This window comes from Buttiauxella gaviniae, assembly GCF_040786275.1.
Lineage (GTDB): Bacteria > Pseudomonadota > Gammaproteobacteria > Enterobacterales > Enterobacteriaceae > Buttiauxella > Buttiauxella gaviniae_A.
This window is the reverse complement of the sequence record NZ_JBFMVT010000002.1, coordinates 2,414,808-2,438,909: the sequence shown is the minus strand read 5'-3', so window position 1 is coordinate 2,438,909 and position 24,102 is coordinate 2,414,808. Positions and strand designations below refer to the sequence as shown.

General features: G+C 52.4%; 27 protein-coding genes. 10 read left to right on the top strand and 17 right to left on the bottom strand.

Going from position 1 to position 24,102, the window contains the following annotated elements; all coding sequences use genetic code 11:
* Window positions 1–16 precede the first annotated feature (16 nt).
* Window positions 17–244, bottom strand: a complete 228-nt coding sequence (locus tag AB1E22_RS11915) for a hypothetical protein (protein ID WP_367595519.1) — start codon at window positions 242–244, stop codon at window positions 17–19.
* Between the two features lie 213 nt (window positions 245–457).
* Between AB1E22_RS11915 and AB1E22_RS11910 the strand changes: the two genes are divergently transcribed.
* Entirely contained in the window at window positions 458–715 is a 258-nt protein-coding gene (locus tag AB1E22_RS11910; RefSeq protein WP_367595518.1) for a helix-turn-helix domain-containing protein, read from the top strand.
* 228 nt (window positions 716–943) lie between these two features.
* Window positions 944–2,313 (top strand): IS3 family transposase gene (locus AB1E22_RS11905; protein ID WP_367593520.1). Its coding sequence is split into 2 segments (ribosomal slippage): window positions 944–1,427 and window positions 1,427–2,313, totalling 1,371 coding nucleotides; the frame shifts between segments, so codons are not numbered across the junction.
* A 572-nt stretch (window positions 2,314–2,885) separates the two neighbouring features.
* Here AB1E22_RS11905 and AB1E22_RS11900 read toward each other — a convergent pair.
* A complete protein-coding gene (locus AB1E22_RS11900; protein ID WP_032664851.1) occupies window positions 2,886–3,401 on the bottom strand; it encodes a hypothetical protein in 516 nt (171 codons plus the stop codon).
* Window positions 3,402–3,557: 156 nt separating this feature from the next.
* Window positions 3,558–4,256, bottom strand: a complete 699-nt coding sequence (gene arsH / locus AB1E22_RS11895; protein WP_367593519.1) for an arsenical resistance protein ArsH — start codon at window positions 4,254–4,256, stop codon at window positions 3,558–3,560.
* Between the two features lie 85 nt (window positions 4,257–4,341).
* On the opposite strand from arsH, the gene AB1E22_RS11890 reads away from it, so the two are divergent.
* The 5 genes from AB1E22_RS11890 to AB1E22_RS11870 all read left to right on the top strand — a co-directional run bounded on the left by AB1E22_RS11890 (window position 4,342) and on the right by AB1E22_RS11870 (window position 7,856).
* Complete coding sequence (locus AB1E22_RS11890) at window positions 4,342–4,662, top strand: transcriptional regulator (RefSeq protein WP_367593518.1); 321 nt, start codon at window positions 4,342–4,344, stop codon at window positions 4,660–4,662.
* A gap of 44 nt (window positions 4,663–4,706) precedes the next feature.
* Entirely contained in the window at window positions 4,707–5,996 is a 1,290-nt protein-coding gene (locus AB1E22_RS11885) for an arsenic transporter (protein ID WP_367593517.1), read from the top strand.
* Window positions 5,997–6,008: 12 nt separating this feature from the next.
* Entirely contained in the window at window positions 6,009–6,434 is a 426-nt protein-coding gene (gene arsC, locus AB1E22_RS11880) for a glutaredoxin-dependent arsenate reductase (protein WP_367593516.1), read from the top strand.
* Window positions 6,435–6,641: 207 nt separating this feature from the next.
* Window positions 6,642–6,797 (top strand): type I toxin-antitoxin system Hok family toxin, encoded by a 156-nt coding sequence (locus AB1E22_RS11875; RefSeq protein ID WP_367595517.1) that lies wholly within the window; start codon window positions 6,642–6,644, stop codon window positions 6,795–6,797.
* Between the two features lie 120 nt (window positions 6,798–6,917).
* The gene (locus AB1E22_RS11870) at window positions 6,918–7,856 is read left to right on the top strand and encodes a LysR family transcriptional regulator (protein WP_367595516.1); all 939 of its coding nucleotides are present in this window, start codon (window positions 6,918–6,920) and stop codon (window positions 7,854–7,856) included.
* Here the strand turns inward: AB1E22_RS11870 and mdcH are convergent.
* From mdcH to mdcA, 8 genes are all read right to left on the bottom strand, one after another.
* Complete coding sequence (gene mdcH / locus AB1E22_RS11865; protein WP_367595515.1) at window positions 7,840–8,748, bottom strand: malonate decarboxylase subunit epsilon; 909 nt, start codon at window positions 8,746–8,748, stop codon at window positions 7,840–7,842. The genes AB1E22_RS11870 and mdcH overlap by 17 nt on opposite strands.
* Window positions 8,749–8,869: 121 nt before the next feature.
* Window positions 8,870–9,487: a malonate decarboxylase holo-ACP synthase gene (locus tag AB1E22_RS11860; RefSeq protein WP_367595514.1), complete on the bottom strand. Its 618-nt coding sequence runs from the start codon at window positions 9,485–9,487 to the stop codon at window positions 8,870–8,872.
* A 3-nt stretch (window positions 9,488–9,490) separates the two neighbouring features.
* Window positions 9,491–10,450 carry an AEC family transporter gene (locus AB1E22_RS11855; protein WP_367595513.1) on the bottom strand — a complete coding sequence of 320 codons (960 nt, stop codon included), beginning with the start codon at window positions 10,448–10,450 and terminating at the stop codon, window positions 9,491–9,493.
* Between the two features lie 231 nt (window positions 10,451–10,681).
* Window positions 10,682–11,482, bottom strand: coding sequence for a biotin-independent malonate decarboxylase subunit gamma (mdcE, locus tag AB1E22_RS11850; RefSeq protein ID WP_367595512.1), 801 nt, complete (start codon window positions 11,480–11,482; stop codon window positions 10,682–10,684).
* A complete protein-coding gene (locus AB1E22_RS11845; RefSeq protein ID WP_367595511.1) occupies window positions 11,479–12,312 on the bottom strand; it encodes a biotin-independent malonate decarboxylase subunit beta in 834 nt (277 codons plus the stop codon). The genes mdcE and AB1E22_RS11845 overlap by 4 nt, the downstream gene beginning before the upstream one ends.
* Window positions 12,305–12,604 (bottom strand): malonate decarboxylase acyl carrier protein, encoded by a 300-nt coding sequence (gene mdcC, locus AB1E22_RS11840; protein ID WP_367595510.1) that lies wholly within the window; start codon window positions 12,602–12,604, stop codon window positions 12,305–12,307. The genes AB1E22_RS11845 and mdcC overlap by 8 nt, the downstream gene beginning before the upstream one ends.
* Window positions 12,605–12,613: 9 nt before the next feature.
* Window positions 12,614–13,498, bottom strand: a complete 885-nt coding sequence (locus AB1E22_RS11835; protein ID WP_367595509.1) for a triphosphoribosyl-dephospho-CoA synthase — start codon at window positions 13,496–13,498, stop codon at window positions 12,614–12,616.
* Window positions 13,498–15,153, bottom strand: coding sequence for a malonate decarboxylase subunit alpha (gene mdcA / locus AB1E22_RS11830; protein ID WP_367595508.1), 1,656 nt, complete (start codon window positions 15,151–15,153; stop codon window positions 13,498–13,500). Before mdcA ends, AB1E22_RS11835 begins: the two co-directional genes overlap by 1 nt.
* A 367-nt stretch (window positions 15,154–15,520) precedes the next feature.
* On the opposite strand from mdcA, the gene AB1E22_RS11825 reads away from it, so the two are divergent.
* Complete coding sequence (locus AB1E22_RS11825) at window positions 15,521–15,811, top strand: CopG family ribbon-helix-helix protein (RefSeq protein ID WP_367595507.1); 291 nt, start codon at window positions 15,521–15,523, stop codon at window positions 15,809–15,811.
* Between the two features lie 110 nt (window positions 15,812–15,921).
* Here AB1E22_RS11825 and AB1E22_RS11820 read toward each other — a convergent pair whose 3' ends face one another.
* The 3 genes from AB1E22_RS11820 to pmbA all read right to left on the bottom strand — a co-directional run bounded on the left by AB1E22_RS11820 (window position 15,922) and on the right by pmbA (window position 18,369).
* Complete coding sequence (locus tag AB1E22_RS11820; RefSeq protein WP_367595506.1) at window positions 15,922–16,503, bottom strand: hypothetical protein; 582 nt, start codon at window positions 16,501–16,503, stop codon at window positions 15,922–15,924.
* A gap of 69 nt (window positions 16,504–16,572) precedes the next feature.
* The gene (cybC, locus tag AB1E22_RS11815; protein ID WP_367595505.1) at window positions 16,573–16,959 is read right to left on the bottom strand and encodes a cytochrome b562; all 387 of its coding nucleotides are present in this window, start codon (window positions 16,957–16,959) and stop codon (window positions 16,573–16,575) included.
* Between the two features lie 57 nt (window positions 16,960–17,016).
* On the bottom strand, window positions 17,017–18,369 hold the full coding sequence (gene pmbA / locus AB1E22_RS11810) for a metalloprotease PmbA (protein ID WP_367595504.1): 1,353 nt from the start codon (window positions 18,367–18,369) through the stop codon (window positions 17,017–17,019).
* A gap of 98 nt (window positions 18,370–18,467) precedes the next feature.
* Between pmbA and yjgA the strand changes: the two genes are divergently transcribed.
* Window positions 18,468–19,019: a ribosome biogenesis factor YjgA gene (gene yjgA / locus AB1E22_RS11805; protein ID WP_367595503.1), complete on the top strand. Its 552-nt coding sequence runs from the start codon at window positions 18,468–18,470 to the stop codon at window positions 19,017–19,019.
* A 45-nt stretch (window positions 19,020–19,064) separates the two neighbouring features.
* Here yjgA and mpl read toward each other — a convergent pair whose 3' ends face one another.
* Window positions 19,065–20,438 (bottom strand): UDP-N-acetylmuramate:L-alanyl-gamma-D-glutamyl-meso-diaminopimelate ligase, encoded by a 1,374-nt coding sequence (gene mpl / locus AB1E22_RS11800; protein WP_367595502.1) that lies wholly within the window; start codon window positions 20,436–20,438, stop codon window positions 19,065–19,067.
* A 175-nt stretch (window positions 20,439–20,613) separates the two neighbouring features.
* On the opposite strand from mpl, the gene fbp reads away from it, so the two are divergent.
* The gene (gene fbp / locus AB1E22_RS11795; RefSeq protein ID WP_367595501.1) at window positions 20,614–21,612 is read left to right on the top strand and encodes a class 1 fructose-bisphosphatase; all 999 of its coding nucleotides are present in this window, start codon (window positions 20,614–20,616) and stop codon (window positions 21,610–21,612) included.
* A 125-nt stretch (window positions 21,613–21,737) separates the two neighbouring features.
* Here the strand turns inward: fbp and AB1E22_RS11790 are convergent, their stop codons facing one another.
* On the bottom strand, window positions 21,738–23,291 hold the full coding sequence (locus AB1E22_RS11790; RefSeq protein WP_367595500.1) for a methyl-accepting chemotaxis protein: 1,554 nt from the start codon (window positions 23,289–23,291) through the stop codon (window positions 21,738–21,740).
* Window positions 23,292–23,387: 96 nt separating this feature from the next.
* On the bottom strand, window positions 23,388–24,086 hold the full coding sequence (locus AB1E22_RS11785; RefSeq protein WP_367595499.1) for a DUF2931 family protein: 699 nt from the start codon (window positions 24,084–24,086) through the stop codon (window positions 23,388–23,390).
* Window positions 24,087–24,102: the final 16 nt, after the last annotated feature.

Below are 24,102 nucleotides of genomic sequence, written 5' to 3'. Positions count from 1 at the left end.
TTCAGTATTCGGAGGTTCAAATCTCTTCACCTCTTTGATTTCGCAAACTGGAATCAGCCTCGCAATCCAATAACCCCATTAGTGACAGGCAGTTAAACGTTGCGGTATTATCCGTGCGCTGCGGCACATCCGCAGTCGGGAATTGCAGCCCGGTGTACTGGAAGCAAGGAATGCGCTTTATGCCGATTCTTTGTTGCGCTTTGTCACATCCGTCGAAAATCAGATCACCTGATTTAGATGTCAATGGTGGCTCAGGCGGGGCTGACTTCGGTCAGGCCGGTTTCCAGTATCCCGGTACTGCAATCCCTGTCTGGGCTACCACCAATAAGAGAATTGCAGCTCTGGTGGTAGCGATACGCTAGATACTGGAGATGCAAATGAAAAGAATTTCACACAGCCCCACCTTCCTGCCGTTCCTCAACGTTTCCCGTACTTTTACCGTATGCGGAGGCAAGCAATGACCACACATTCCGACTGGCATAAAGCCGACATCATTGCCGCGCTGCATAAGAAAGGCACTTCGCTTGCGGCTGTTTCGCGCAACGCCAATCTGGCATCCTCAACGCTTGCGAATGCGCTTTCTCGCCCATGGGCAAAAGGTGAATTGCTCATCGCGCAGGCGATCGGTCTTCCACCCGCCCAAATCTGGCCAAGCCGTTATTTTGACAAAAAAGGCGCGCAACTCCCTCGACCAACGAGAAATACAACTCGTTGATTCATGCTGACTTATGGCGTGGAAACAATAAATTAGCGTCTTGCGAAGAGCCTCGCAAAGAAGTGTTTTAGCGTTAGGGAAACAGGCAGGAATTCGTAGAATGTGCGTGGGTGCTTGAGACTGGCTGTCTCAGGAACTTATCGAAAGGCAGACAGGAAAAAGCCCCACTTGACTGTACATCAACGTGCACTGCACCCATTTAGTTGGACTCTCAAACTGGAGAGTCCTATGCCCGGACGTAAATATACCCTCGAAGAACGCCTTGAAGTCGTTATGCACTATCTTGCCAGCGATGAAGGCTATCGCTTAACTTCAGCCCGTTTCAACGTTCCCAGAACCCAGGTGAGAATCTGGGTTGCAGCCTATGATGCTTATGGTGAAGAGGGACTAAAACCCAGAGATAAGGGTGTATCCATCGATCCTGAAATCAGAATTGAAGCTGTGAAAGCGGTGCTATCTGGTCAGATATCTCAGACACAGGCCGCGACTAAATTCAATGTTGCAGGTGCATCATCTGTCGCCAAATGGTTAAAAGTGTACAAAGAGCAGGGTGAAGAAGGGCTTCGCTCACTCAAGGTAGGCACAAAAAGGGTATCTTACATGGCTGAACACCCTGAACTTATTGAAGCCGCAGAGGAACGATCAAAAGAGCAGCGAATTCATGAACTGGAAAGGAAGGTCAAACGTCTTGAATTACGGATAATTTATCTTCAAAAGCTGAAAGCCTTAGTTCGGTAAGAGATAAGGTTCGTGTTGTTGACGAACTAAGGCAGCATTACCCGCTTGATCAGCTGCTGAGTACCGCCCGGATACCCAGGAGCACGTTTTACTATCATCTTAAAGCACTACGCTCTCCGGGAAAATATGATGAAATAAATCGTCGAATCAGCGAGATATATGATGAAAACCAGGGCCGCTATGGCTATCGACGGGTAACGCTGGCGATCAGAAGAGAGGGCTGGCTGATCAACCACAAAGTGGTTCAACGCCTGATGAATGCTCTTGATCTTAAAGCCGTTATCAAAGTAAAGCGCTATACCTCCTGGCGTGGCGAACGTGGGTGTGCTGCTGACAACCTCCTGCAACGAAACTTCAAAGCCAGTCGGCCCAACGAAAAATGGGTCACAGATGTCACCGAGTTCGCCGTCAACGGCCGCAAACTCTATCTTTCTCCGATCATCGATCTCTTCAATAACGAAGTCATTTCCTACAGTATCTCAGAACGCCCGACAATGCCGATGATTGACGACATGTTGATTAAGGCATTTGCCAGAATGGACGCAAACAGCAAACCAGTACTTCATTCAGATCAGGGCTGGCAGTACCGCCATCGGTGGTATCAGTATCAGTTGCGGGAGTTTGGGGTTCTGCAAAGCATGTCCCGCAAAGGAAACTGTCTGGACAATGCCTGCGCTGAGTGTTTTTTCGGGACGTTAAAATCAGAATGCTTCTACACCCGTAAATTCAACGATGTTGAGGAGCTGAAGGTTGTTCTTGAGGATTACATTCGTTACTACAACACGCGGCGAATCAGCCTTAAATTTAACGGCCTCAGCCCGGTTGAATACCGCCTGAAGACCTACCCGTTGCGGCTTTAGCCACGTTATCCTGATTTCACCTGGACGGTCTGATGTTGACAAGGGCGTTACGCGGCCTGACGGCCCTCAGCTGTATTGATACCAGCCCTGTTGTTCCGGGGCGTTTCTGATGTTCCGGACACGGCCAGGCTGAAATGAACAGCATTCAAAATGAGCAAAAAGTGCTTTTCGTAAAAAATTTACAAATCTTTTTTGCAGGAAAACATGCCTCTAATTCGCAACAGGAAGCCCGGAGAGCGATTCTTCGTTACGCATAAGGCCAATTGTGTTTCAACAGTAAAAACTGTTTCTGAGGCCTTTGGTTGCGAATAGTGGGCTATTAACGCGTATTCCCGTAACGCTGAAAAGTCATGAATAGCTATGAATAGCAGTGACCTTGCAGGTAAACGTCAGGTTTATTACTATTCAGGCATCGATACTGACCGGAACCACTCAACACTGGTATGTTGATGGGGTATTGATGTCGGAGAGTAATCTCCCCCAGCCTAAGAGCGGGATATCCAAAGACACAGACCGGAACCCAACAAGAGTGGATAACATCGATGATCTACTCTGGTGAAAAGGCGCTGATATCAGCGCCTTTTTGCTTTTCTGGACGTGTAAACCGTCTGTCCATTCAGTCGCAGATGTGCGACATATGCAAATTTCATGGGCCTACTCTTTGGTATGGAGTGTCGTCCCCACTGATTGACTTCATAAGCTGATACAACATAAAGCTTTAAGCCGTTCGGGTGGCCGTTGTCCTTACGCAAGTCAAAGAAGATCGCATAGTCATTAACCTCCATATAATGATACATCTCATTGTTTCCCTTATTGATATGGGGAACAACGTAGGAGGTCAGCAGATTTGTTGAAAGCATCTGCGGCAGGTTAAGGCTGGCAGCATATCTGTCAGCACAGAAAAATCGATCCGGTGGAATTTCCGGTCCGTTTCCTTTCTGGTCAGAAAAGACATGATTGCTGTAGTTGATTGTTATCTGTACGGGGTCAGGGATATTGGCGATTTCTGCCATAAACGTCAAAGGCGCGAGGTGCTTCATACAGTAGCTTTTTCCATTAAAGGAAAGATTTTTATGTGCGCCTTTCACTGTTATCCCTTACGAATCCAATGGCGCGGGAATTATATCACAACCCCATGCGGGGCAGATGCGCCCGAGATGTAAAAGATATGATAGGGTACGAGCATGGCCGGCCTCACTGGCTGTTATCCTGAAGAGGCCAACCATGGTTACTATGTTCCCCTGTCAGATTTTGGCCTGATTTACCCGTGCGGACAGTGCCTGATGACTTTCCTTACGTTCGCTGTATCGGTCAGCCAGATAATTAGTCTGCCCTTTCAGGAGCAGGGTGATCTTAAATAATTCCTCGGTGACGTCGACGATACGGTCATACCAGGAAGAGGGTTTCATACGTCCGTTCTCATCGAATTCCTGCCACGCTTTGGCCACTGAGGACTGGTTGGGGATAGTGAACATACGCATCCAGCGCCCCAGAATGCGCATCTGGTTCACGGCATTGAAGGACTGCGAACCGCCGCAAACCTGCATTACCGCAAGCGTTTTACCCTGTGAAGGACGAACTACGCCTTCACTTAAGGGTATCCAGTCGATTTGTGCCTTCATAACCGCGCTCATTGCCCCATGCCGCTCCGGTGAACTCCACACCATCCCGTCACACCATCTGACCAGGCTGCGTAGTTCGGTGACCTTAGGGTGCGTGTCCGGTGCATCATCCGGCAGAGGTAAACCGGAAGGGTTAAAGAGCTTTACCTCCGCGCCCATCGCCGTCAGCAGGCGACCGGCTTCTTCCGCGGCAAAGCGGCTGTAAGAGCGTTCCCTTACTGAGCCATACAGGATCAGAATCCGTGGTGGCTCCTGCAGGTGCAGGCGTTCAGCGATGTGTTGATCAAAGCATTCGGTGTTCAGGGCAGGAAATTGTTCCATTTTTCTCCTCCATAGAGAACAGATGATTTCAAAGTTAATATATATGATTTACCATATGTGTATTCTAAAGGGAATGGAGTGATAAATGCTACAACCTGTCCAGCTTTTCAAAATCCTGTCGGATGAGACACGGCTCGCCATCGTCATGCTTCTCCGGGAGTCCGGTGAACTGTGCGTCTGCGATATCTGCGCGGCCACCTCCGAATCACAGCCCAAAATTTCGCGACATATGGCTATTCTTCGCGAGGCTGAGCTGGTTCTTGACCATCGGGAAGGCAAATGGATCCACTATCGTCTGTCACCCCATATACCGGCGTGGGCAGCAGAGACAATCACGACGACCTGGCAGTGTCTGCGCGAGGATGTACGTGAATGGCTGGACAAATCAGCCTGCACCTCCTGCTGAAGCAGGAAAACATATTTACAAAATCATATATGATGGGGTCTGAGATGCTTTTGGCAGGGTGTATATTTTTACTGACGCTGGTACTGGTGATCTGGCAACCCAGAGGCCTGAGTATTGGCTGGAGCGCGAGTATCGGGGCAGTGCTGGCGCTGGGAACCGGTGTCATCCATATCGCTGATATTCCCGTTGTCTGGAATATCGTCTGGAACGCGACAGCGGCATTTATTGCGGTCATCATCATCAGCCTGCTGCTCGATGAGTCCGGCTTCTTTGAATGGGCCGCACTGCACGTCTCCCGCTGGGGTAACGGACGTGGTCACCTGCTTTTCACCTGGATAGTCTTGCTCGGTGCCGCTGTTGCTGCGTTGTTTGCCAATGACGGCACCGCGCTGATCCTGACGCCGATTGTGATTGCGATGCTGCTCGCACTGGGGTTCAGCCAGGGCACGACACTGGCCTTTGTCATGGCTGCAGGGTTTATTGCAGATACGGCCAGCCTGCCGCTCATTGTTTCTAACCTGGTGAATATCGTCTCTGCGGACTTCTTCGGTCTGGGCTTTACGCAGTACGCCTCCGTTATGATCCCCGTGGATGCGGCAGCGATTGCGGTCACGCTGATCATGCTGCATCTCTTCTTCCGCAGGGATATTCCGGCAACGTATGACGTTTCGCTGCTGAAGACGCCTGCAAGTGCGATCAAGGATCCGGCAACCTTCAGGGCGGGCTGGATTGTCCTGTTATTGCTGCTTGTCGGTTTCTTTGTTCTGGAGCCGCTGGGGATCCCGGTCAGTGCGATAGCGGCGGCTGGCGCAGCAGTGCTGTTTGTGGTGGCGAAAAGAGGCCATGCCATCAACACCGGGAAAGTCCTGCGCGGTGCGCCATGGCAGATCGTCATTTTCTCGCTGGGCATGTACCTCGTGGTCTATGGCCTGCGCAATGCAGGGCTCACGGAGTACCTGTCTGGCGTGCTGAATCTGCTGGCAGACAAGGGGTTATGGGCAGCGACGTTCGGCACCGGCTTCCTGACGGCATTTCTCTCATCAGTGATGAACAATATGCCGACGGTGCTGATTGGCGCGCTGTCGATTGACGGGAGTACGGCGACCGGCGTCGTCAAAGAGGCAATGATTTATGCCAATGTGATTGGCTGCGATTTAGGCCCGAAAATCACCCCGATTGGCAGTCTGGCAACCCTGCTGTGGCTGCATGTGCTTGCCCAGAAAAATATAAAGATTACCTGGGGATATTACTTCCGTACCGGCATTGTCATGACTGTGCCGGTGCTGTTTGTCACTCTGGCCGCGCTGGCGTGGCGGCTCTCTGTCACTTTGTAATGAGATACTGATATGAGCAACATTACCATCTATCACAACCCGGCCTGTGGCACATCACGCAACACGCTGGAGATGATCCGTAACAGCGGCAACGAACCGACGATAATTTATTATCTCGATACGCCCCCGACCCGCGATGAGCTTATTAAACTTATTTCAGATATGGGAATTACGGTACGTGCATTGCTGCGTAAGAATGTTGAGCCTTATGAGCAACTGGAACTTGCAGAAGACAGGTTTACCGATGAGCAATTGATAGAATTAATGCTGCAATATCCAATTCTTATCAACCGGCCAATTGTTGTCACACCTGCAGGAACCCGCCTGTGCAGACCTTCAGAGGTGGTACTGGAAATTATTCCGGAACCTCAGCAAAGTGCATTCACGAAAGAAGATGGCGAAAAGGTTATTGATGAAGCAGGGAAGCGGGTGAAGTAATAAGCAACGAAATGGATAATTCGATTGCGGGACACGTTATTTAGCTTTAACAGGAAACAAAAAAGAGCCCATGTATACCATGGACTCTTTCTGAGATGCCTCGATTATTCAGTCCAACTTTTGGGGGTCAGTACAACGTGAGGCCTCCCAATGCTAGACACATTGAGGTTAGCCTCTTACCCGCCTGAAGGCAAGGAGAAGCAAACCATGAAACCACACCATATTATCGTCTGGTGTCTGCTCATTTTCTGTATCACGATTTTGGCATTCACCTGTTTAACCGGTCATTCGCTTTACGAACTGCGAATACGGAATGGCGATAAGGAGGTTGCGGCAACAATGGCTTGCGAATCACAACGGTAGGAGCAAACTGGCGGGGGAAACCCCGCCAAAATGTGAACGGTACTGGCTCAGGCACCCTTCTTTTATTTCACCAGCCCATACTTATGGCCATCGTGAAAGGATGACATCGTCAGGTAATCCATGAAAATAGACGCAGAAATCACCTTCCGTAAACTCGAGATATTTATGTCGTTTATGGAAAAGGGAAACATCGCCCGTACTGCTGAAGCGCTGGGTATCAGCGGCGTGAGCGTTCATCGCGCCTTGCATACGCTGGAAGAAGGCGTTCGCTGCCCGCTGTTTATTCACAAGGGCCGCAATCTGGTGCCGCTGCCGTCGGCACACACGCTACTGGAACACAGCAAAGAAGCCGTGGCCCTGATGGAACGCGGCATTGAAGAAACGCGTCAGGCGGCAGGCGTGGGGCAAGGTCGGCTGCGCATCGGTACAATGTATTCGCTAACGCTGGAAACCGTGCCGCGCCTGATAATGGGCATGAAATTACGCCGTCCGGAACTGGAAATGGATCTCACCATGGGCTCCAACCAAATGCTGCTTAACATGCTGGAAGACGGCGTTCTGGATGCCATCCTGATTTCAATTTCTGAAAGTGAAATTGACCGCAGCCGCCTGGAAGTTCTGCCGCTCTTTCAGGATGATATTTTCCTTGCAGCTCCCGGCTCTTTCCCGCTCGATACCAGCAAACTTGCCGATCTTCGTGATTTCCACGATGAAAAATTTGTTTCACTGGCGGAAGGGTTTGCCACTTATAACGGCTTCCAGGAAGCCTTTCACATTGCCGGTTTTGAGCCGCAAATTGTGACGCGAGTGAACGATATTTTCTCGATGATAAGCCTGGTGCAGGCGGGCGTAGGGTTGGCGTTAATGCCGGGAAGAATGAAGAAAGTCTATGAAAATTCGGTACAACTGCTGAAACTGGCCGATCCATATCAAATGCAGCAGTCCATCGCTATCGTCTTTGCCCGCAACCGCGAACTCGACCCAAATTTGTTGGCGCTGGCAGCCGAAGGGCGCATGTACGCCCGTTCGTTTAGCGATACGCCTAACGCGCCTCTTTAACGCGATCGGCCAGGCGTTTAATCAGTGCCGCACTGTTTTGTTCCGCGCATAGCATATCGCCTTCGCGGAATGCCTGGCGCGTCAAACCTGTTAATACGCTGCCGGGCGGCATTTCGATGGCAAGACGCACGTCACGTTCGTTTGCGGCGACCATTGCATCGCGCCAGCGCACGGTGCGCGACATATTCAGCGCCAGATCGTCGGCAATTTGTTCGGGTTGCCAGATGACGCGGGCGGTGCTGCCGCTAAGATAAGTGCAGCGCGGGCGGGCGAGCGTAACATCAGCGAAAGCCTGTTGCAGTTTCAGAGCGGGATCACGCAGTAATTCGCAGTGCGATGGCACGCTAACCGCAAGCTGTTTGGCCTTTTGCGCACCTGCCGCGAGCGCACGTTGTGCGACGCTATCCATATCTTCATCACGCCCGGCAATCACAATTTGCTGCTCGGCATTGATATTGGCAATGTACGTTCCGCTACCTTCTACGAGCCGCTCAACCTGGCTTAACTGCAAGCCGGTGATCGCCGTTAAACCGTAACCTTGCGGATACGCCTGCTCCATTAAATCGCCACGCAAAGCAACCAGGCGCAGCGCATCGTCAAAGTTTAAAGCCCCGGCGACAACCGCCGCGGGAAATGCACCAATCGACAATCCGCAAACCATATCCGGCTGGATACCGTGGCGTTCCAGCTCCTGGGCATAGGCCACGCCTGCAATCAGCAAGCAGAGCTGAACGGCGCGGGTATGTTTTAGAGCTTCGGGGGAATCAAGCGAGTCGGCTTCATCACCTAATACGCGACGAACCTGCGCCATAATGGCGTTATCTTGCGGTAATTTCTGCAACATGCCTGCACGTTGCGTTCCCTGCCCCGGGAAAGTGAAAAGGATTTTCATATGATTGCCAACAACATCCGTCGAATAGGTTTTGTAGAGCGGGTACGCAACGCGTCACCCGCCAGAGCTGGCGTAAACGGTGGATGACGCTCTCGCTTATCCACCCTACAAAAGAAGAGCCTTACTTTTCTCCAGATATCCACGGGTCGCTCACCAACTGCGGCCCGCTACTGGTTTTCAACAATACACGTCTGTCACGCAGCCACTCCGCCAGTGCAAAAGCGCCCTGCGGCGTTTCGATTTGCGTATCAGCCCGGCAGAGCAAAAGGCCGATGACCTGCTGCCATTCCTGCAATGTTTCGCGTTCCACAGGCTGCGGGCAACGAATCAGTAAATCGAGATCGCTTTCAGCGTGCAGCACCGGAACTTCCGTTGCGAGCGCGTACCCGACGCTTCCTGTAATGCCCCAAATCCAGGGCCATTCTCGGAGTGCCAGCTGGATTGCCCCCTGAACCGGCGGCATAGAAACAAAAGGAGAGTTGAGCAAAACGTCACGGGCTGTCAGAGATTCAGGGGAAACGGTGCGCTTAATGCTCGCCGAGTTTACCCATCCGGCAGCCCGTTGGTCGCGGCGCATTCCACGAACACCGACTGGAATGCGCCCTTCATGGTTCACATCGCGTCGCACCACCACTGGCAGCGAGGGCCGCCACTGGCTTGCCACCCACTCTTCGCTCACGCCTTCAAGTTGCGCGTGGTCGTCAAGCCAGAGTAGGTCGTGTGGACGCGGTGTGTTCATGGTTTAGATTCCTGAAGTCAGAGTAATAAACAGCGGTAACGACAGGATAGAGAGCACGGAGCTTAGCAGCAAGACGGCTTCTGCATCCGGCGATTGCACACCAAAACGGTTGCCGAACACCACACCAAAGAAACCAGCGGACAGCGCAATCATCAGAATTGCGGTAACCGCAACCGGGCCAGTCAGGCCGAGCGCCAGCACGATACCCCAGGCAATGAACGGCTGAATCAGCAGCTTGGTGATGGTCGCGATGCAAACCACGGTGTTAATTTTCAGCTTACGAGCAGAAAGAATCACACCGGTCAGGAACAGCGCCGCAGCCGTTGCGGACAAGCCCAACGGTTTGATAGCCGACAGCAGCAGATCCGGCATACGAATGCCAATCGCCGACAAAATCACACCCAGCAGCGGGCCCCAAACGATAGGTTTTTTCAGCGAACGCCACATCAGAATCGGCAGCATCGCAAGCGTAGAACCGGTCGCTTCGCCAGCCGCACGCGCTTTCTCACGCTCTAAAATCATCAGGCAGAACGGGGTCATCAGTACGGAACCGCAAGCAATGGATACCGCAACAGACAGCGACGTTGACGGGCCTTCACCCAGCACGCTTCCCAGAATTGGCAGGCCAAGTGCCGCATAGTTTGGCAGCGCTACGGTCAGTGTCAGTACGGCCGCATCCTGCGGAGACTTTTTGAATACTTTGGTCGCCAGGAAATAGACAACGGCGTAAGTAATCCACATCGCCAGAACCAGCACCACGCCCATCGGTGACTGCTTGACGATACCTGCCCACGGCGTCTGAACCGTTGCGCTAAACAGCGCGGCAGGAAGAGCGAAATCCATTACAAAGATATTGAGAAGAGAAACATTTTTGTTATCCACCATCTTTGCTTTACCGGCAAAAAAGCCGAGTAGCATGATGACAAAAATGGGCGCAAGCGCATGAACAATTACATAAGTCATAACTTCACCTGTAGTTTGAAAAGAAATCTGGCACGAGCGCGATAGTTATTATTTTTCAGACGAGTTTTGTTTTGGGCGTTCAACTGCGAAATGTGTAGGGCGGGTAAACAACGTGCCACCCGCCGGGTTTGAACGATGGATGTCGCTTGCGCTTATCCACCCTACAAATTTCACATGCCGACGCCCTTATCTATCGTCTGGCAGGTCTGTCTTTGGCTCTAATTACATTTGTTACCAGGCCGCGCGCATACGTTCGCGAACCAGAGCTGAGCTATGGCGATTCTTAGCATTCAGCCTGTTTTTCAGGGTGTTATCCGTGCGCGCTTCACGTACTGCGGTAACCAGGGCTGCGTTAACCTTTGCCAGGTCGTCACTTTGCGGCGCTTGAGGATTTTCGATTTCCAGCAGAGCAGATAACAGCCCCAGGGTTTCGTAGTTACTGATGTCATAAGCCATTGGCGGGATAGTAGCGGCCAGTTTTTCCAGCGCTTCCACGGTACGCAGCGTAATCCGTGCCGCAGACTCTTTACCCATCGCATGAATCATCACGCCGGAATCGTTAAACGCAATCAGGCGGTTTGCCTGGTAGCCGTGTGCCAGGAACGCACCGGACATCGCTTTGCCCACGATCAGCCCAACAACCGGGTGCCCCGCCAGACGTGCATTGGCATACGCTGCCGCAGCACCTGCCAGCGCCTGGTGAATACCGAACGCTTCTTCGCGGCGGCCATAAGCCTGGCTCGGAACGTCGATTACCGCCACGATGGCGCGTTTTTCTTCGGCGTTTGCATCTTCGGCGATGGTTTCGCTAACGACTTTTGCCAGCGTCCAGCCTTCAAGCAGGCCCACTTCACCACCAGCAGCGCGTGGGTAATGGTTATTTTCGTCCGGCACGACCGCGATAAAACGTGCGGCTTTGTCATCAACACTGCCGTCAGCAACTTGCACGGAAGCACACAATCCAGCCATGTGCGGGGCATTAGCAGTGAGTTTGTCCAACCAGATGGCGGCGCGATTCAGTTTCTGGCTCATGCGCGTTTCTCCCCAAAAAGCTGTTTAATCTGTTCGGCATCGGCTTGTTTGCTGGTGTCGAAATGGCTCAGGCGATCCAGATACCATTCATAGTTATCGGTGCGATGTTGCGCCGGAACACCTTTGGCGATCGCGTCGTTCACCGCTTGTTTGATAGCATTCACGCCATCGCCCACCAGCGCTTCGACAAAACCGCTTTCATAGCGAACTTCGCCCCCGGTCATGCTCCAGATAAACGGACGGTTACGTGAATCGTATTCGTCGATCCCCGCTTCCTGTTCGATAACCTGCGGGCCATTCAGACCCAAACGCGCTTCGCGAGTCACAATCAGGTAGCTGCACAGTGCCGCTGCGATTGACATACCGCCGAAGCAGCCCACGGTACCTGCCACCACACCGATAACCGGCGTGTAACGGCGTAAATCAACGATTGCCGCGTGAATATCTGCGATGGCCGCAAGGCCAAGGTTTGCTTCTTGCAGACGAACGCCGCCGGTTTCAAGGCACAGAACCGCCTGAGTCGGAATACCGTTGCGGTTATCTTCTGCGGCCAGCTCAAGCGCGGCGGCCATTTTTGCACCGGACACTTCGCCCATACTGCCGCCCTGGAAAGCACCTTCGATAGCAATCACTACCGCCGGGCCGCCGTTAATCGTGCCTTTGGCAACGACCATGCCGTCATCAGACTGGACAACAATGCCCTGCGCTTCTAACCACGGGGAAACGATGCCTTCAAACGGGTCGAGCAGTTCGCGGTAGCTACCGTCATCCAGCAACAGGCGAGCACGTTCGCGCGCTTTGAGTTCAATAAAGCTGCTGTCGTTACGCATGAGCCACCTCTTCAAAAACTTGTTCGATGCGAATACGCGCCACACCTGGCGTCGCGCCAAAATCGTGGATTTGCATCTGCCCGGCAGGCAGGCTGGTTAACCCGCTCATGCGCTCAAACAGTGCCTGCCAGCGTTGTTCGCTGTTATCCACGGATGTGGTGATAGCGATAGTCAGGGTTTCGCCCTGGGTCGCCGTAAACAGAACTTCCATATCGCCGGAGCCCACTACGCCCGCCAGCGCTTTGCCGCTAACGTTGCGTGTTGCCGGAAATGACAATGTAATGTGTTCCATAACACCCTCTTAAAAGTGTGAATGTTGCGGTAAAGGGCTAACCGTCGCGTCATCGCAAGCGATGCGGTCGATAAGCAATGTGGCTGCCAGCAAGTCTGCGGCACCGCCCGGAGAGGCGTTGAGCGCGAGCATTTGCTTATCAAGCCAGGCCAGAGCCGCGCGGCCTTCAACCGTTGCCGTGCCGCCTGCAACCAGCACGCTACGCGCGCCGTTTTGCATCGTTTCAAGCCCTTCAAGACCGGCGCGTGAAAGCACGCAGGTGTCGCTAAGCGAGGTCATGATGGCCATCAGCGCATCAAGGCGCGCCTGCTGTTCCGTGGCGCCATGCGAACGGCTGCGACGCAGTTGCGGCAGCGCCAGACGCATAATGTGCGGGAAGCCAAGCTGCGCTTCTTCGCGAGCGCCAGGGACGCGATAACGCCGTGTGGCGAGTAACCCTTTACTGAAAACTTTTGGTGCTGTGCTGTCCGGCAGGCTGGCGAGTTTTGCGGCGTTTGCCGCAATTTCTTCACTACCGCCTTCTAAACCGCACATCGCAGCAGCGCTAACCAACAATCCCAGCGCCCAGATGGCTCCCCGGTGAGTGTTCACTCCGCCGGTCGCCGCCATCATCTGCGCTTCGCCTTCGCGGCCTAAACGGCCAATGAGTTGGCGCAGGGCAATATCCGCCGGGCGCTGCCAGCTTTGTAATGCCAGCGCATGAAACGTCGGGGAAAGGCTATGCGCCGAGCGCTCCATCAAGGCCAGTGTCAGGTCATGATGTGCGCCGTTTCCCCGGCTATCCACAAGGCCGGGTTTCGGGCTTAAACGTACTTCTTCAATCAGGCTATGGGTGGCAACCCTTGAAAGCCAAAGTGCGCCGCCCTCAACCCCAACCTGTGGTTGCAGTTTCATTACCAGCTCCGGAATTTCGCAGGTGGGTTATAAAGACCGCCGGACCATTCCACTAAATCCGCCACGCTGCTGGCAGCCAGAAGAGAACGGGTCGCATCGGTACGACGGATGCCCATATCTTCCGGGAACACGACTTTGCCGCTTTGGCGAAGTGCCGCAACGCGTTTAGCGTCAACGCCAAGGCCGATGTCGGTGATACCCGCAACGGACGCCACCATCGCACGACGTTCTTCCATGCTTTCAGCACGATACAGATACGCGATACCTTCTTCGGTCAGCACGTGGGTGACATCGTCGCCGTAAATCATGACCGGAGCCAGCGGCATCGCGGAGGCTTTCGCCACGTCAACGGCATCGAGTTTTTCAACAAACGTTGGCTTAACGCCCGCCTGGAAGGTTTCAACCATCTGCACCACGAGCTTGCGCCCACGCTGCATCAAGTCTGGTTGAGCCTGCATGGCAAGCCAGGCGGCGGTTGCATGGCGACGACCGTGTGGATCGTGACCCATGTTTGGCGCACCGCCGAAACCAGACAGACGACCGCGCGTTACAGTTGAGGAGTTAGCGTAGCCGTCGACCTGCAAAGTAGAGCCGATGAACATGTCCACCGCGTACTGGCCTGCCAACTGGCAGAACGCACGGTTGGAACGCATTGAGCCGTCAGCACCGGTAAAGAACACATCCGGGCGAGCGCGAACGTACTCTTCCATTCCTAACTCACCGCCAAAGCAGTGCACGGTTTCTACCCAGCCGCTTTCGATAGCAGGGATCAGCGTCGGGTGCGGGTTCAGCGTCCAGTGTTTACAAATTTTGCCTTTCAGGCCGAGCTGTTCGCCGTAGGTCGGCAGCAGCAGTTCGATGGCGGCGGTGTTAAAGCCGATACCGTGGTTGAGCGATTGCACCTGATGTTCTGCGTAGATGCCTTTAATCGCCATCATCGCCATCAGGATGTGTTCTTGCTTGATCAGGCGCGGGTCACGGGTAAACAGCGGTTCGATAAAGAACGGTTTGTCAGCCACAACCACGTAGTCAATCCAGGAACCAGGAATATCCACACGCGGCAGGTCACATTCATCGTCAACCAGTTCGTTAACCTGGGCGATCACGATGCCGTCATGGAATGCGGCAGCTTCAACTAACGCAGGCGTATCTTCGGTGCTGGCACCGGTATACAGGTTGCCTTTGCGGTCGGCTTTAAAACCGGCCACCAGCGCGACGTTCGGCGCCAGATCCACATACAAACGGGAATAAAGTTCGATGTAGGTATGAATGGCCCCAATCTCTAACTGACCGTCTTCAAGCAACTGCGAAATGCGCAGGCTTTGGGTGCCAGAGAAGGAGAAATCGAGCTTGCGGGCGATGCCTTTTTCAAAAATATCAAGGTGTTCGCTACGCCCTACGCTCGGCATGATCATATGCAGATCGTGAACTTTGGATGGGCTAACTTCGGCCAACATGCGGGAAAGGAAGTCCGCCTGTTTTTGGTTATTGCCTTCAAGCACCACGCGATCGCCGGGAGCGATCAGTTTTTCCAACATATCGACAAGGCCTTCGGTTGGAAGCACCTTGCCCTGCACGTTGGTGGAAGCCATACGACGCTGTTTCTCGGTGCGGCGTGTGTTCCAGACTCGTGCTGGGGTTTGCCCGGACAACATATTTAACCTCCTGATTCAGCCAATCATTTTGATTTGCTTTAGTCTGGTTAAATTTTGCGCCTACCTCTTTGGGGTATCAATTAAGGTGAGGTATCAATCATTAGCCTTAGAGTAATAATTGTTATTAGGTTTTGTGATCGCGTTGGAAGGCGGCAGCTGAAAAGATAGGCTAGGGGATAAATAAAAATGCTTACTGCGAGGAACGCCGCAAGCTGGTGTTATGGCGGTTGGTAGGGAGCTGGGGGGAACGTAGAATGCTCAACAGGTATAAAAATAGCCCTAAAAGTTGGAGGCTATCCGTAATGACAGCGTTTCTGAATGTGTTTAATATCGTTGGTGACACCAGTGATATCAAACGGAGTAAATTATGCCTAACACGCTTCGACAGACCACTACCCTGCGGATTGAGCAGGAGATGAAAGACCGACTCAAAACACTGGCCGATGACCGCCACAGCTCTGCACATGCTCTGATGCTCGAAGCGATCACCGAATATGTTGTCCGGGAAGAGAAGCGTAGCCAGTACCGCAAAGAGGCTCAGGCAGCATGGCAGGAATACCAGGAGACAGGAAACCACATTACTGCAGAAGAGACGGTGACATGGTTAGAATCCTGGGGATCCGGGCATGAACAGGATGGGCCTCTATGTCACAAGTAGTTGTTTCCGAAAGTGCCAGAAAGAGGCTGGGTACCCAACCCTCTAGCAAGCACAACTGAATAACCCCTCTTCCCAAAGCGCAGAAAGAAGGGTTAATGCATAGGCAGAAATTACTTATTAGCCTGGGCTGTGATTTGAATGGAATCGGTATAAGTCACACGCACACTTTGGTTTACTTTAAGATCTTTCAAACGCGCCTGAATATCAGGATCTTCAACCGTCACCACTTTCTGCTGGCCTTTTGGCCCTTCAAAAGTAATTTCATTCTTTTTCAGATCGATATGTTTGATCTTGAGCTGAACATTAACCTGGCGGAAAGCTTCATGCTCCGGGTTTTGTTTGGTTGCTTTTTCTACCCCTTGGGTTCTAGAAGCTGTCGGTGCTGATTTATCAATATCGGTATCAAACGCCACGGCTACGGAACGCGTCACGGTGGTGTTCACTGTGTCTCCGGCTTTGATATTAGCCAGCGTACCGGCTGTTTCAGGAACATTCACTGAAACCTTATTGCCCTCACTTCCCTCAAGCACCACAACGTGATTCTTTTGATCTACTGAAACGACTTTCCCGGAAAAATGATCGGCCTGGTAATCCCCGGATACTGGTAGCAGCGCGGCAGTTGCAGAAAAAACGCTAAACGCAAGCAGCGAAACGGTGGCAGCACCTTTGATAATCGTATGAATCGGTTTCATAAATCAGATGTCCTTGTAAAAGAGAAGGAAATATACCGGCTCTGAAAAAGAGCCAGAGCCAGTATCATCTTAGCGGTACTTCTTGTGGTAGGCATTCCGAGTGGTTTTAAATTCTTCGGCTGCGGCCTGCGCTTCTTTTACTTTGCCTTCGTTAGCCAGTTTCAGCGCGCCGTCGATTTGGCCGACCAGAATGTCCAGGCCGTGGCGGTAGTCTTTCATTTTTGCGCTGTCCGCAGCTTCGTTTTCAAGCTTCGGCGGAGTGCCTTTTTGTGCATCCAGCGCCGCGGTACGCATATTGTTGAGAGAAGTTTTTAGTTCTGCCGCGTCATCAGTTTTCAACACGGTTTTGTAGTTTTCAGCGATCGTATCCATATCATCGCCAACATCTTTCGCCATCACCGCACCGGTAAAGAGCACGGACGATACTGCCAACATTGCAATAAGTTGCTTACGCATTTGCTCACCTTTTTATTATGTCGAAGAAGGGCGCGGCAGGACGCGCCCGTTACCGTTCTACTGACCGGCGATCTTCATCTCCGGTAACAGCACTGAACCACATTGAATATTACTGCGTTTTTCGATATCGCTACCGATTGTGACAATTTCGCGCCACATATCTTTTAAGTTTCCGGCGATGGTGATTTCGCTCACCGGATACTGAATTTCGCCGTTCTCAACCCAGAAGCCGGATGCACCGCGAGAATAATCCCCGGTGATGCCGCTCACGCCCTGCCCCATCAACTCGGTCACGACCAGGCCGGTACCCATCTCTTTGAGCATACCGTCAAAATCCAGGCCGCGCCCTTCGATACGCCAGTTGTGGATACCACCGGCGTGGCCTGTGCTTTTCAGGCCCAGTTTGCGGGCAGAATAGTTGGTCAGCAGCCACTGTTGCAGAATGCCGTCTTTAATAATGTCGCGGCGCTCTGTGCGCACACCTTCGCTGTCAAATGGCGTAGAAGCCAGGCCTTTAAGCAGGTGCGGGTGCTCTTCAATTGTCAGCCATTCCGGCAGAATTTGTTTGCCCAGAGAATCCAGCAGGAAGGTGGATTTACGGTAAACCGAACCGCCTGCAATCGCGCCCACCAGGTGCCCAAACAAGCCGGTTGCCGCTTCAGCAGCAAACATAACCGGGGCTTTCATGGTAGACAATTTACGCGGAGAAAGGCGCGCCAGCGTACGGCGAGCACACTCAGCACCGACTGATTCCGGGCTATCCAGGTCTTCCATCGCGCGGCCAATGGTATACGCATAATCGCGCTCCATTTCGCCGTTCACTTCAGCAATCACACAGCTTGAAATGGAGTGGCGCGTTGAACAATAGCTTTGTAGCATGCCGTGGCTGTTGCCGAATACTTTGATGCCGTAGTGGCTGTTAAAGCTGCCACCTTCGGTATTGTTGATGCGCTTATCGACGTTCAGGGATGCGTTTTCAGCACGAGCCGCCAGCTCGATAGCACGATCGGCATCCATCTCTGTGGGATGGAAAAGATCTAAATCTGGCGCTTCAAAGGCCAACAGATCTTTATCGGCGATGCCTGCAAAAGGATCGGGTGATGTGTAACGGGCGATATCCAGCGCCGCCTGCACGGTGCGCGCTACGGCGTCCGGGCTGAGGTCAGTCGTTGATGCGCTGCCTTTACGATTTTGGTGATAAACGGTGATGCCCAACGCACCATCGCTATTAAATTCGACGTTTTCCACCTCACCGTATCGCGTACTTACGCTGATACCAGTGGTTTTACTGACGGCAACTTCTGCGCCATCTGACTGAGCGGAAGCCAGTTCCAGCGCCTGAGATACCGCTTGTTCCAGAACCTGACGTTGTTGTGCTACTTGCGTGTTTACTTTCATCGCTACTGCCATAATGTAAGGTGAGTGATTTAAGTCTAACAGGATCAGAACAATTTCGCAGTGAACAGGCTTTACTGGTAGAATTAGCCACTTTTTTTAAGGAGCCTAATATGACTAAGCAGCCCGATGACTGGCTCGACGACGTCCCAGATGACGAAAATGAAGACGAAGATGATGAGATTATCTGGGTCAGTAAAAGCGAAATTAAACGTGATGCCGAAGAATTAAAACGCCTCGGTATGGAGCTGATGGAGTTGGGCAAAAATGCGCTCGACAAAATCCCTCTGGATGACGATTTACGTGCCGCCATTGAGCTGGCGCAGAAAATCAAGAAAGAAGGCCGCCGTCGCCAGGTGCAGTTGATTGGTAAAATGATGCGTTCGCGCGACATGGACCCGATTCGCCAGGCGCTGGATAAGCTGAAAAACCGCCACAACCAGCAAGTTGCGCTGTTCCATAAACTGGAAGCGCTGCGCGATCGTTTGGTTGAAGAAGGCGATGACGCGATGAGTGAAGTGTTAAGACTTTACCCAGAAGCTGACCGCCAGCAACTGCGCGTGCTGATACGCAATGCGCAAAAAGAGAAAGCAGCCAACAAGCCGCCAAAATCTTACCGCCAGATATTCTCTTATCTGCGCGAACTGGCCGAAAGCCAGGGTTAAAAAAGAAAGCCTGCAAATATGCAGGCTTTTTTATTGGCAGGAGCGTTACGCCTGAAGCTGAGCTTTTTTAGCCAGCGCATCCAGCAATTTCTGGTGGATCCCACCGAAACCGCCGTTGCTCATCACCAGAATATGGTCGCCAGGCTGGGCGGTTTTCACCACCATATCCACCAGCGTATCGACATCCGCGCTCCAGTGCGCAGGCTGGATGCAGGCTTCCGCCACTTCCACGACCTGCCATGGAATATGCGGCGGCTGAAGCAAGAAGACTTCATCCGCACGGCCTAAAGATGGCGCGAGATCGTCTTTGCTCAGGCCCATTTTCATGGTGTTCGAGCGAGGCTCAAGCACCGCAAGAATGCGCGCTGTGCCGCCCACTTTGCCACGCAGTGCAGCAAGCGTTGCCAGAATCGCCGTTGGGTGATGCGCAAAATCGTCATACACCGTGACGCCGTTTTCTTCACCGCGCAGTTCCAGGCGACGACGTGCATTCACAAAGCTATCCAGCGCTTTTGCCGCATCCGCAGGCGTGACACCCACATGACGCGCAGCAGCAATCGCCATCAAACCGTTATGCATGTTGTGCTCGCCAACCAACTGCCAGTGCACTTCGCCAACACGCTCGCCGTCCAGATACACTTCCCAATGTGAAGCATCCGGGTTGAGCTTTTTCGCCTGCCAGTGACCCTGCTCGCCCACCTGCTCTTGCTCGCTCCAGCAGCCCATCGCCAGAGTTTGTTTAATATTGGTGTCGTTTTCAGGCCAGATAATTTTCCCCTGTCCTGGCACGATGCGCACCAGATGGTGGAACTGTTTCTGAATCGCTTTCAGGTCGTCAAAAATATCCGCGTGGTCGAACTCAAGGTTATTGAGGATCAGCGTGCGCGGGCAGTAGTGCACAAATTTGGAACGCTTGTCGAAGAACGCGCAGTCGTATTCGTCCGCTTCAATCACGAAGAATGAGCTTTCGCCCAGACGCGCAGAAACATCGAAGTTACCCGGCACGCCACCGATCACAAAACCAGGCTTGTAACCGCAGGCTTCAAGAATCCAGGTCGCCATGCCCGCCGTGGTGGTTTTACCGTGCGTACCCGCCACAGCAATCACCCAACGGTCACGCAGGACGAAATCATGCAGCCACTGTGGGCCAGACATGTAAGGAATGCTTTTCTCAAGCACCGCTTCAACACACGGATTCCCACGCGTCATCGCGTTACCGATAATCACCAGATCCGGCTGCGGATCGAGCTGGCTTGGGTCGTAACCTTGAATTAATTCAATACCCTGCTCTTCTAACAGGGTACTCATTGGCGGGTACACGTTGGCATCCGAGCCAGTCACTTCATGGCCCAACGAGCGGGCCAGCATCGCCAGACCGCCCATAAAGGTGCCGCAAATACCCAGAATATGAATGCGCATAAAAACTATCCTTTCATTATTTGGCGCACATTCTAACCGCATGTTGAGTGCTCGCAAATCGCATTTAAGTTAATTCCGTAATTTGCTGGCGCGATTCACCAGTACGCTACTATTTGAATCTTTGTTAGGATTGTTGCAATCGCTTCATTTAATTAACAGATGCAGGGAAAGTGTTATGAAAACGTTAGGTGAATTTATTGTCGAAAAGCAGCATGAGTTCTCGCACGCCACTGGTGAACTGACTGCCTTACTGTCGGCAATAAAGCTCGGCGCAAAAATCATCCACCGCGATATCAACAAAGCCGGTCTGGTTGATATTTTAGGTGCCAGCGGCGCGGAAAACATTCAGGGCGAGGTGCAGCAAAAACTTGATCTGTTCGCAAACGAAAAACTGAAAGCAGCACTGAAAGCCCGAGGGATTGTGGCGGGTGTGGCTTCCGAAGAAGAAGATGAGATTGTTGTTTTTGAAGGCGCGGAACATGCCAAATATGTGGTGCTGATGGACCCGCTAGATGGTTCATCTAACATCGACGTTAACGTGTCAGTCGGTACAATTTTCTCTATCTATCGCCGTATTACGCCGGTGGGTACGCCAGTCACCGAAGCCGATTTTCTCCAGCCGGGGAATAAGCAAGTGGCGGCGGGATATGTGGTTTACGGCTCCTCAACCATGCTGGTTTACACCACCGGTTGCGGCGTTCATGCCTTCACCTACGATCCGTCACTCGGCGTTTTCTGCCTGTGCCAGGAGCGTATGCGCTTCCCGGAAACGGGCAATACCTATTCCATCAACGAAGGGAACTACATCCGTTTCCCGCAGGGTGTGAAAAAGTATATTAAGTTCTGCCAGGAAGAAGATGCCAAAACGCAGCGCCCTTATACCTCACGCTACATCGGCTCTCTGGTTGCAGACTTCCACCGCAACTTGCTGAAAGGCGGGATTTATCTCTACCCAAGCACCGCAAGCCACCCGCAAGGGAAGCTGCGTTTGCTGTATGAAGGTAACCCGATGGCGTTCCTTGCTGAACAAGCCGGTGGCAAAGCAAGTGACGGTAAAGAACGTATTCTGGATATTATTCCGGAAACCCTGCACCAACGCCGCCCGTTCTTTGTCGGAAACGAGCATATGGTTGATGATGTAGAGCGTTTTATCCGTGAGTATCCGGACGCTTAAATTTGCCCTCACCCTCTCCCTGCAAAGGGCTTTAGCTCCTCCCCCTGGTAAGGGGGAGGCTGGGAGGGGGTCCGATTTCGCCCTCTCCTGACAAGGAGGGTCGTTATAAGGATGGTTTTAACCCATTAGCACCTGAACGTCGCCATCGCCGCGACTAACTGCTGCGACTGCTCTTCCAGCGAACGGGTTGCCGCGGTAGATTCCTGGACCAACGCCGCATTTTGCTGCGCCGCCTCATCCATCTGGCTGACAGCGATATTCACCTGTTCAATTCCGCTACTTTGTTCGTTAGAAGCACTGGCAATTTCGCGCACCAGGCGTGTCATACGCATCACCTCTTCGGCAATTTCATCCATCGTTTCTCCAGCCTGCTGCGCCAGTTCGCGGCCTTCACCGACGTGATTTTGCGAATCTGAAATCAGGGTGCGTATCTCTTTTGCCGCATCTGCACTGCGGCTCGCTAACGTGCGAACTTCACCCGCAACTACCGCAAAACCGCGCCCTTGCTCACCGGCGCGAGCGGCTTCAACCGAGGCATTCAGCGCCAGGATATTGGTCTGGAACGCAATGCCGTCAATCACGCTCAGGATGTCTGCAATTCTGTCAGAACTGCTTGAAATATCGCGCATCTTTTCAATTACGTAGCACACCATTTCGCTGCCGCGATCGGCGGTTTCGGAGACATCTTTTGCCAGTTTATGTGCCTGCTCTGCGTTGTCGGCGTTCTGTTTCACCGTCGCCGTAATCTGCTCCATGCTGGCAGCGGTTTGCTCAAGGGATGTCGCTGTTGATTCGGTGCGCTGGGCCAGATTCTGGTTGCCTGCCGCCAGTTCGCGGCTGCCCGTATCAATTTGCGAGCTGGCATCACGCACACGGCTCACGGATTCCATTAGCGAATCGCGCATCACCGTAATGGCCGCGGCCAGGCGACCAAACTCATTATTGCCTGCAGGTGGCAACGGCTGGGTTAAATCACCTTTGGCGACAAACTCCAGTTGCTCAATCGACTGATTGAGCGGTTTAAGCAGTAAATGACGCAGTGCCAGCCATACCAGCACAATAATTCCGGCGGTAAGCAAGGCGGCGATAATGATAAACGTCAGGACGAGAGTCTTATGCCGTTGCACCGCTTCAACTTCGTTGTTGCCGCGCTGCTCGCCCCACTGTTTGAAAATATCTACATCTGTATCAAACTTCTGGGCCTGCGGGATCAGCACATGCTCCAGCAAATCATAATAATCATCGGGGCTTTGTTTGTTGAGCGCGGCCAGCATCGGGTTGATGCCTTTTGCGAGGTATTCCGCATAGCTTTGCGAAAGGTTCTGAATGAGTCGATTCCCTTCTTCATCGTCCACGCCGCTGTCGATAAACTCTTTTAGCTGCTGCTGCGCTGCTGCAACGTCGCTTGCGACATAATCGGTTGATTTAGTCGCATCTTCCATCATCCCAATTTCCATCTGCCGAACGGCCTGCCCCGCTCCGTTACGCGCACGCAATAACGAAACATAACCATCAGACAAGCGCACCATCTGTTCGCCCTGCAAGCGATTGATATTCTTGAGTGAAATAGAGCTTTGTTGCAGAGCGTAAATACCCATGCCGCTGACAACTAACAACAGGAAGGTCATGACTGCCAATAACGTCAGCAGCCCCGTGCGAATAGACAAATTTCTCAACATTGCTCTTTTCCCGGTGACAGAACGATTAATTGTTATCGACTGCCGCCGGGGAAAGTTTAGTCAGTTTTAAATAGTTGCGACGTTAAAAATATCCACTCACCAGGCGCCGTACGGGTAGGTTTTTCCTTTAATGAAGTCTTTTATGTCCTGATCATAGCCATAAGAAAAATCACTTTGTGTTATTCCCTTGCAGACGGTCATCCGATCGCCGGACACCGTTTTTAATTTCTCCACGGGAACCGGGTAATTTGGATGATCGCCTACATCCTGTAGCCAGACCCTGACTTTTCCTTCAGGGGCCAGACCAAACAACATCGTTTTATACCAGACAGTTTTGCCTGAACGAGACTTATACTCCGCCGGGGTCATCATTTTTCTCCACACTGGCTCCGGGAAAAATAGACTCGTTTCATAGCTTTTTTTATCGATGATCGAATCCCAGCAGAAAATCATATATTGCGGCGGCTGCCTGGCTTTATTGAAATATACCGATCCACTTCGAACAAGCTTACTCCAGGTACCAACACTATCAGGATCGTCATGAGTTCCATCCAGGGTGCGCATGTCATAGAGATAACCCGCAGTATCAATGATACCTACGCGCGTCACCGTCGCGGGAAGGGCGTTGGGAGTCATAAATGCAAACTCCCACTCCCCATAAGGCAGCGTCCAGTCCCCCTTCGCTGCCAGGGATGAACAACAGTCTTGCGATGTTTTTTCTGCCTGACATCCTGCCAGTGCCAGCAGGAATGACAGACTCAGAATGGTAGTAACTCTCATATTTTTACCCTCCATGGATAAATCCAAACCC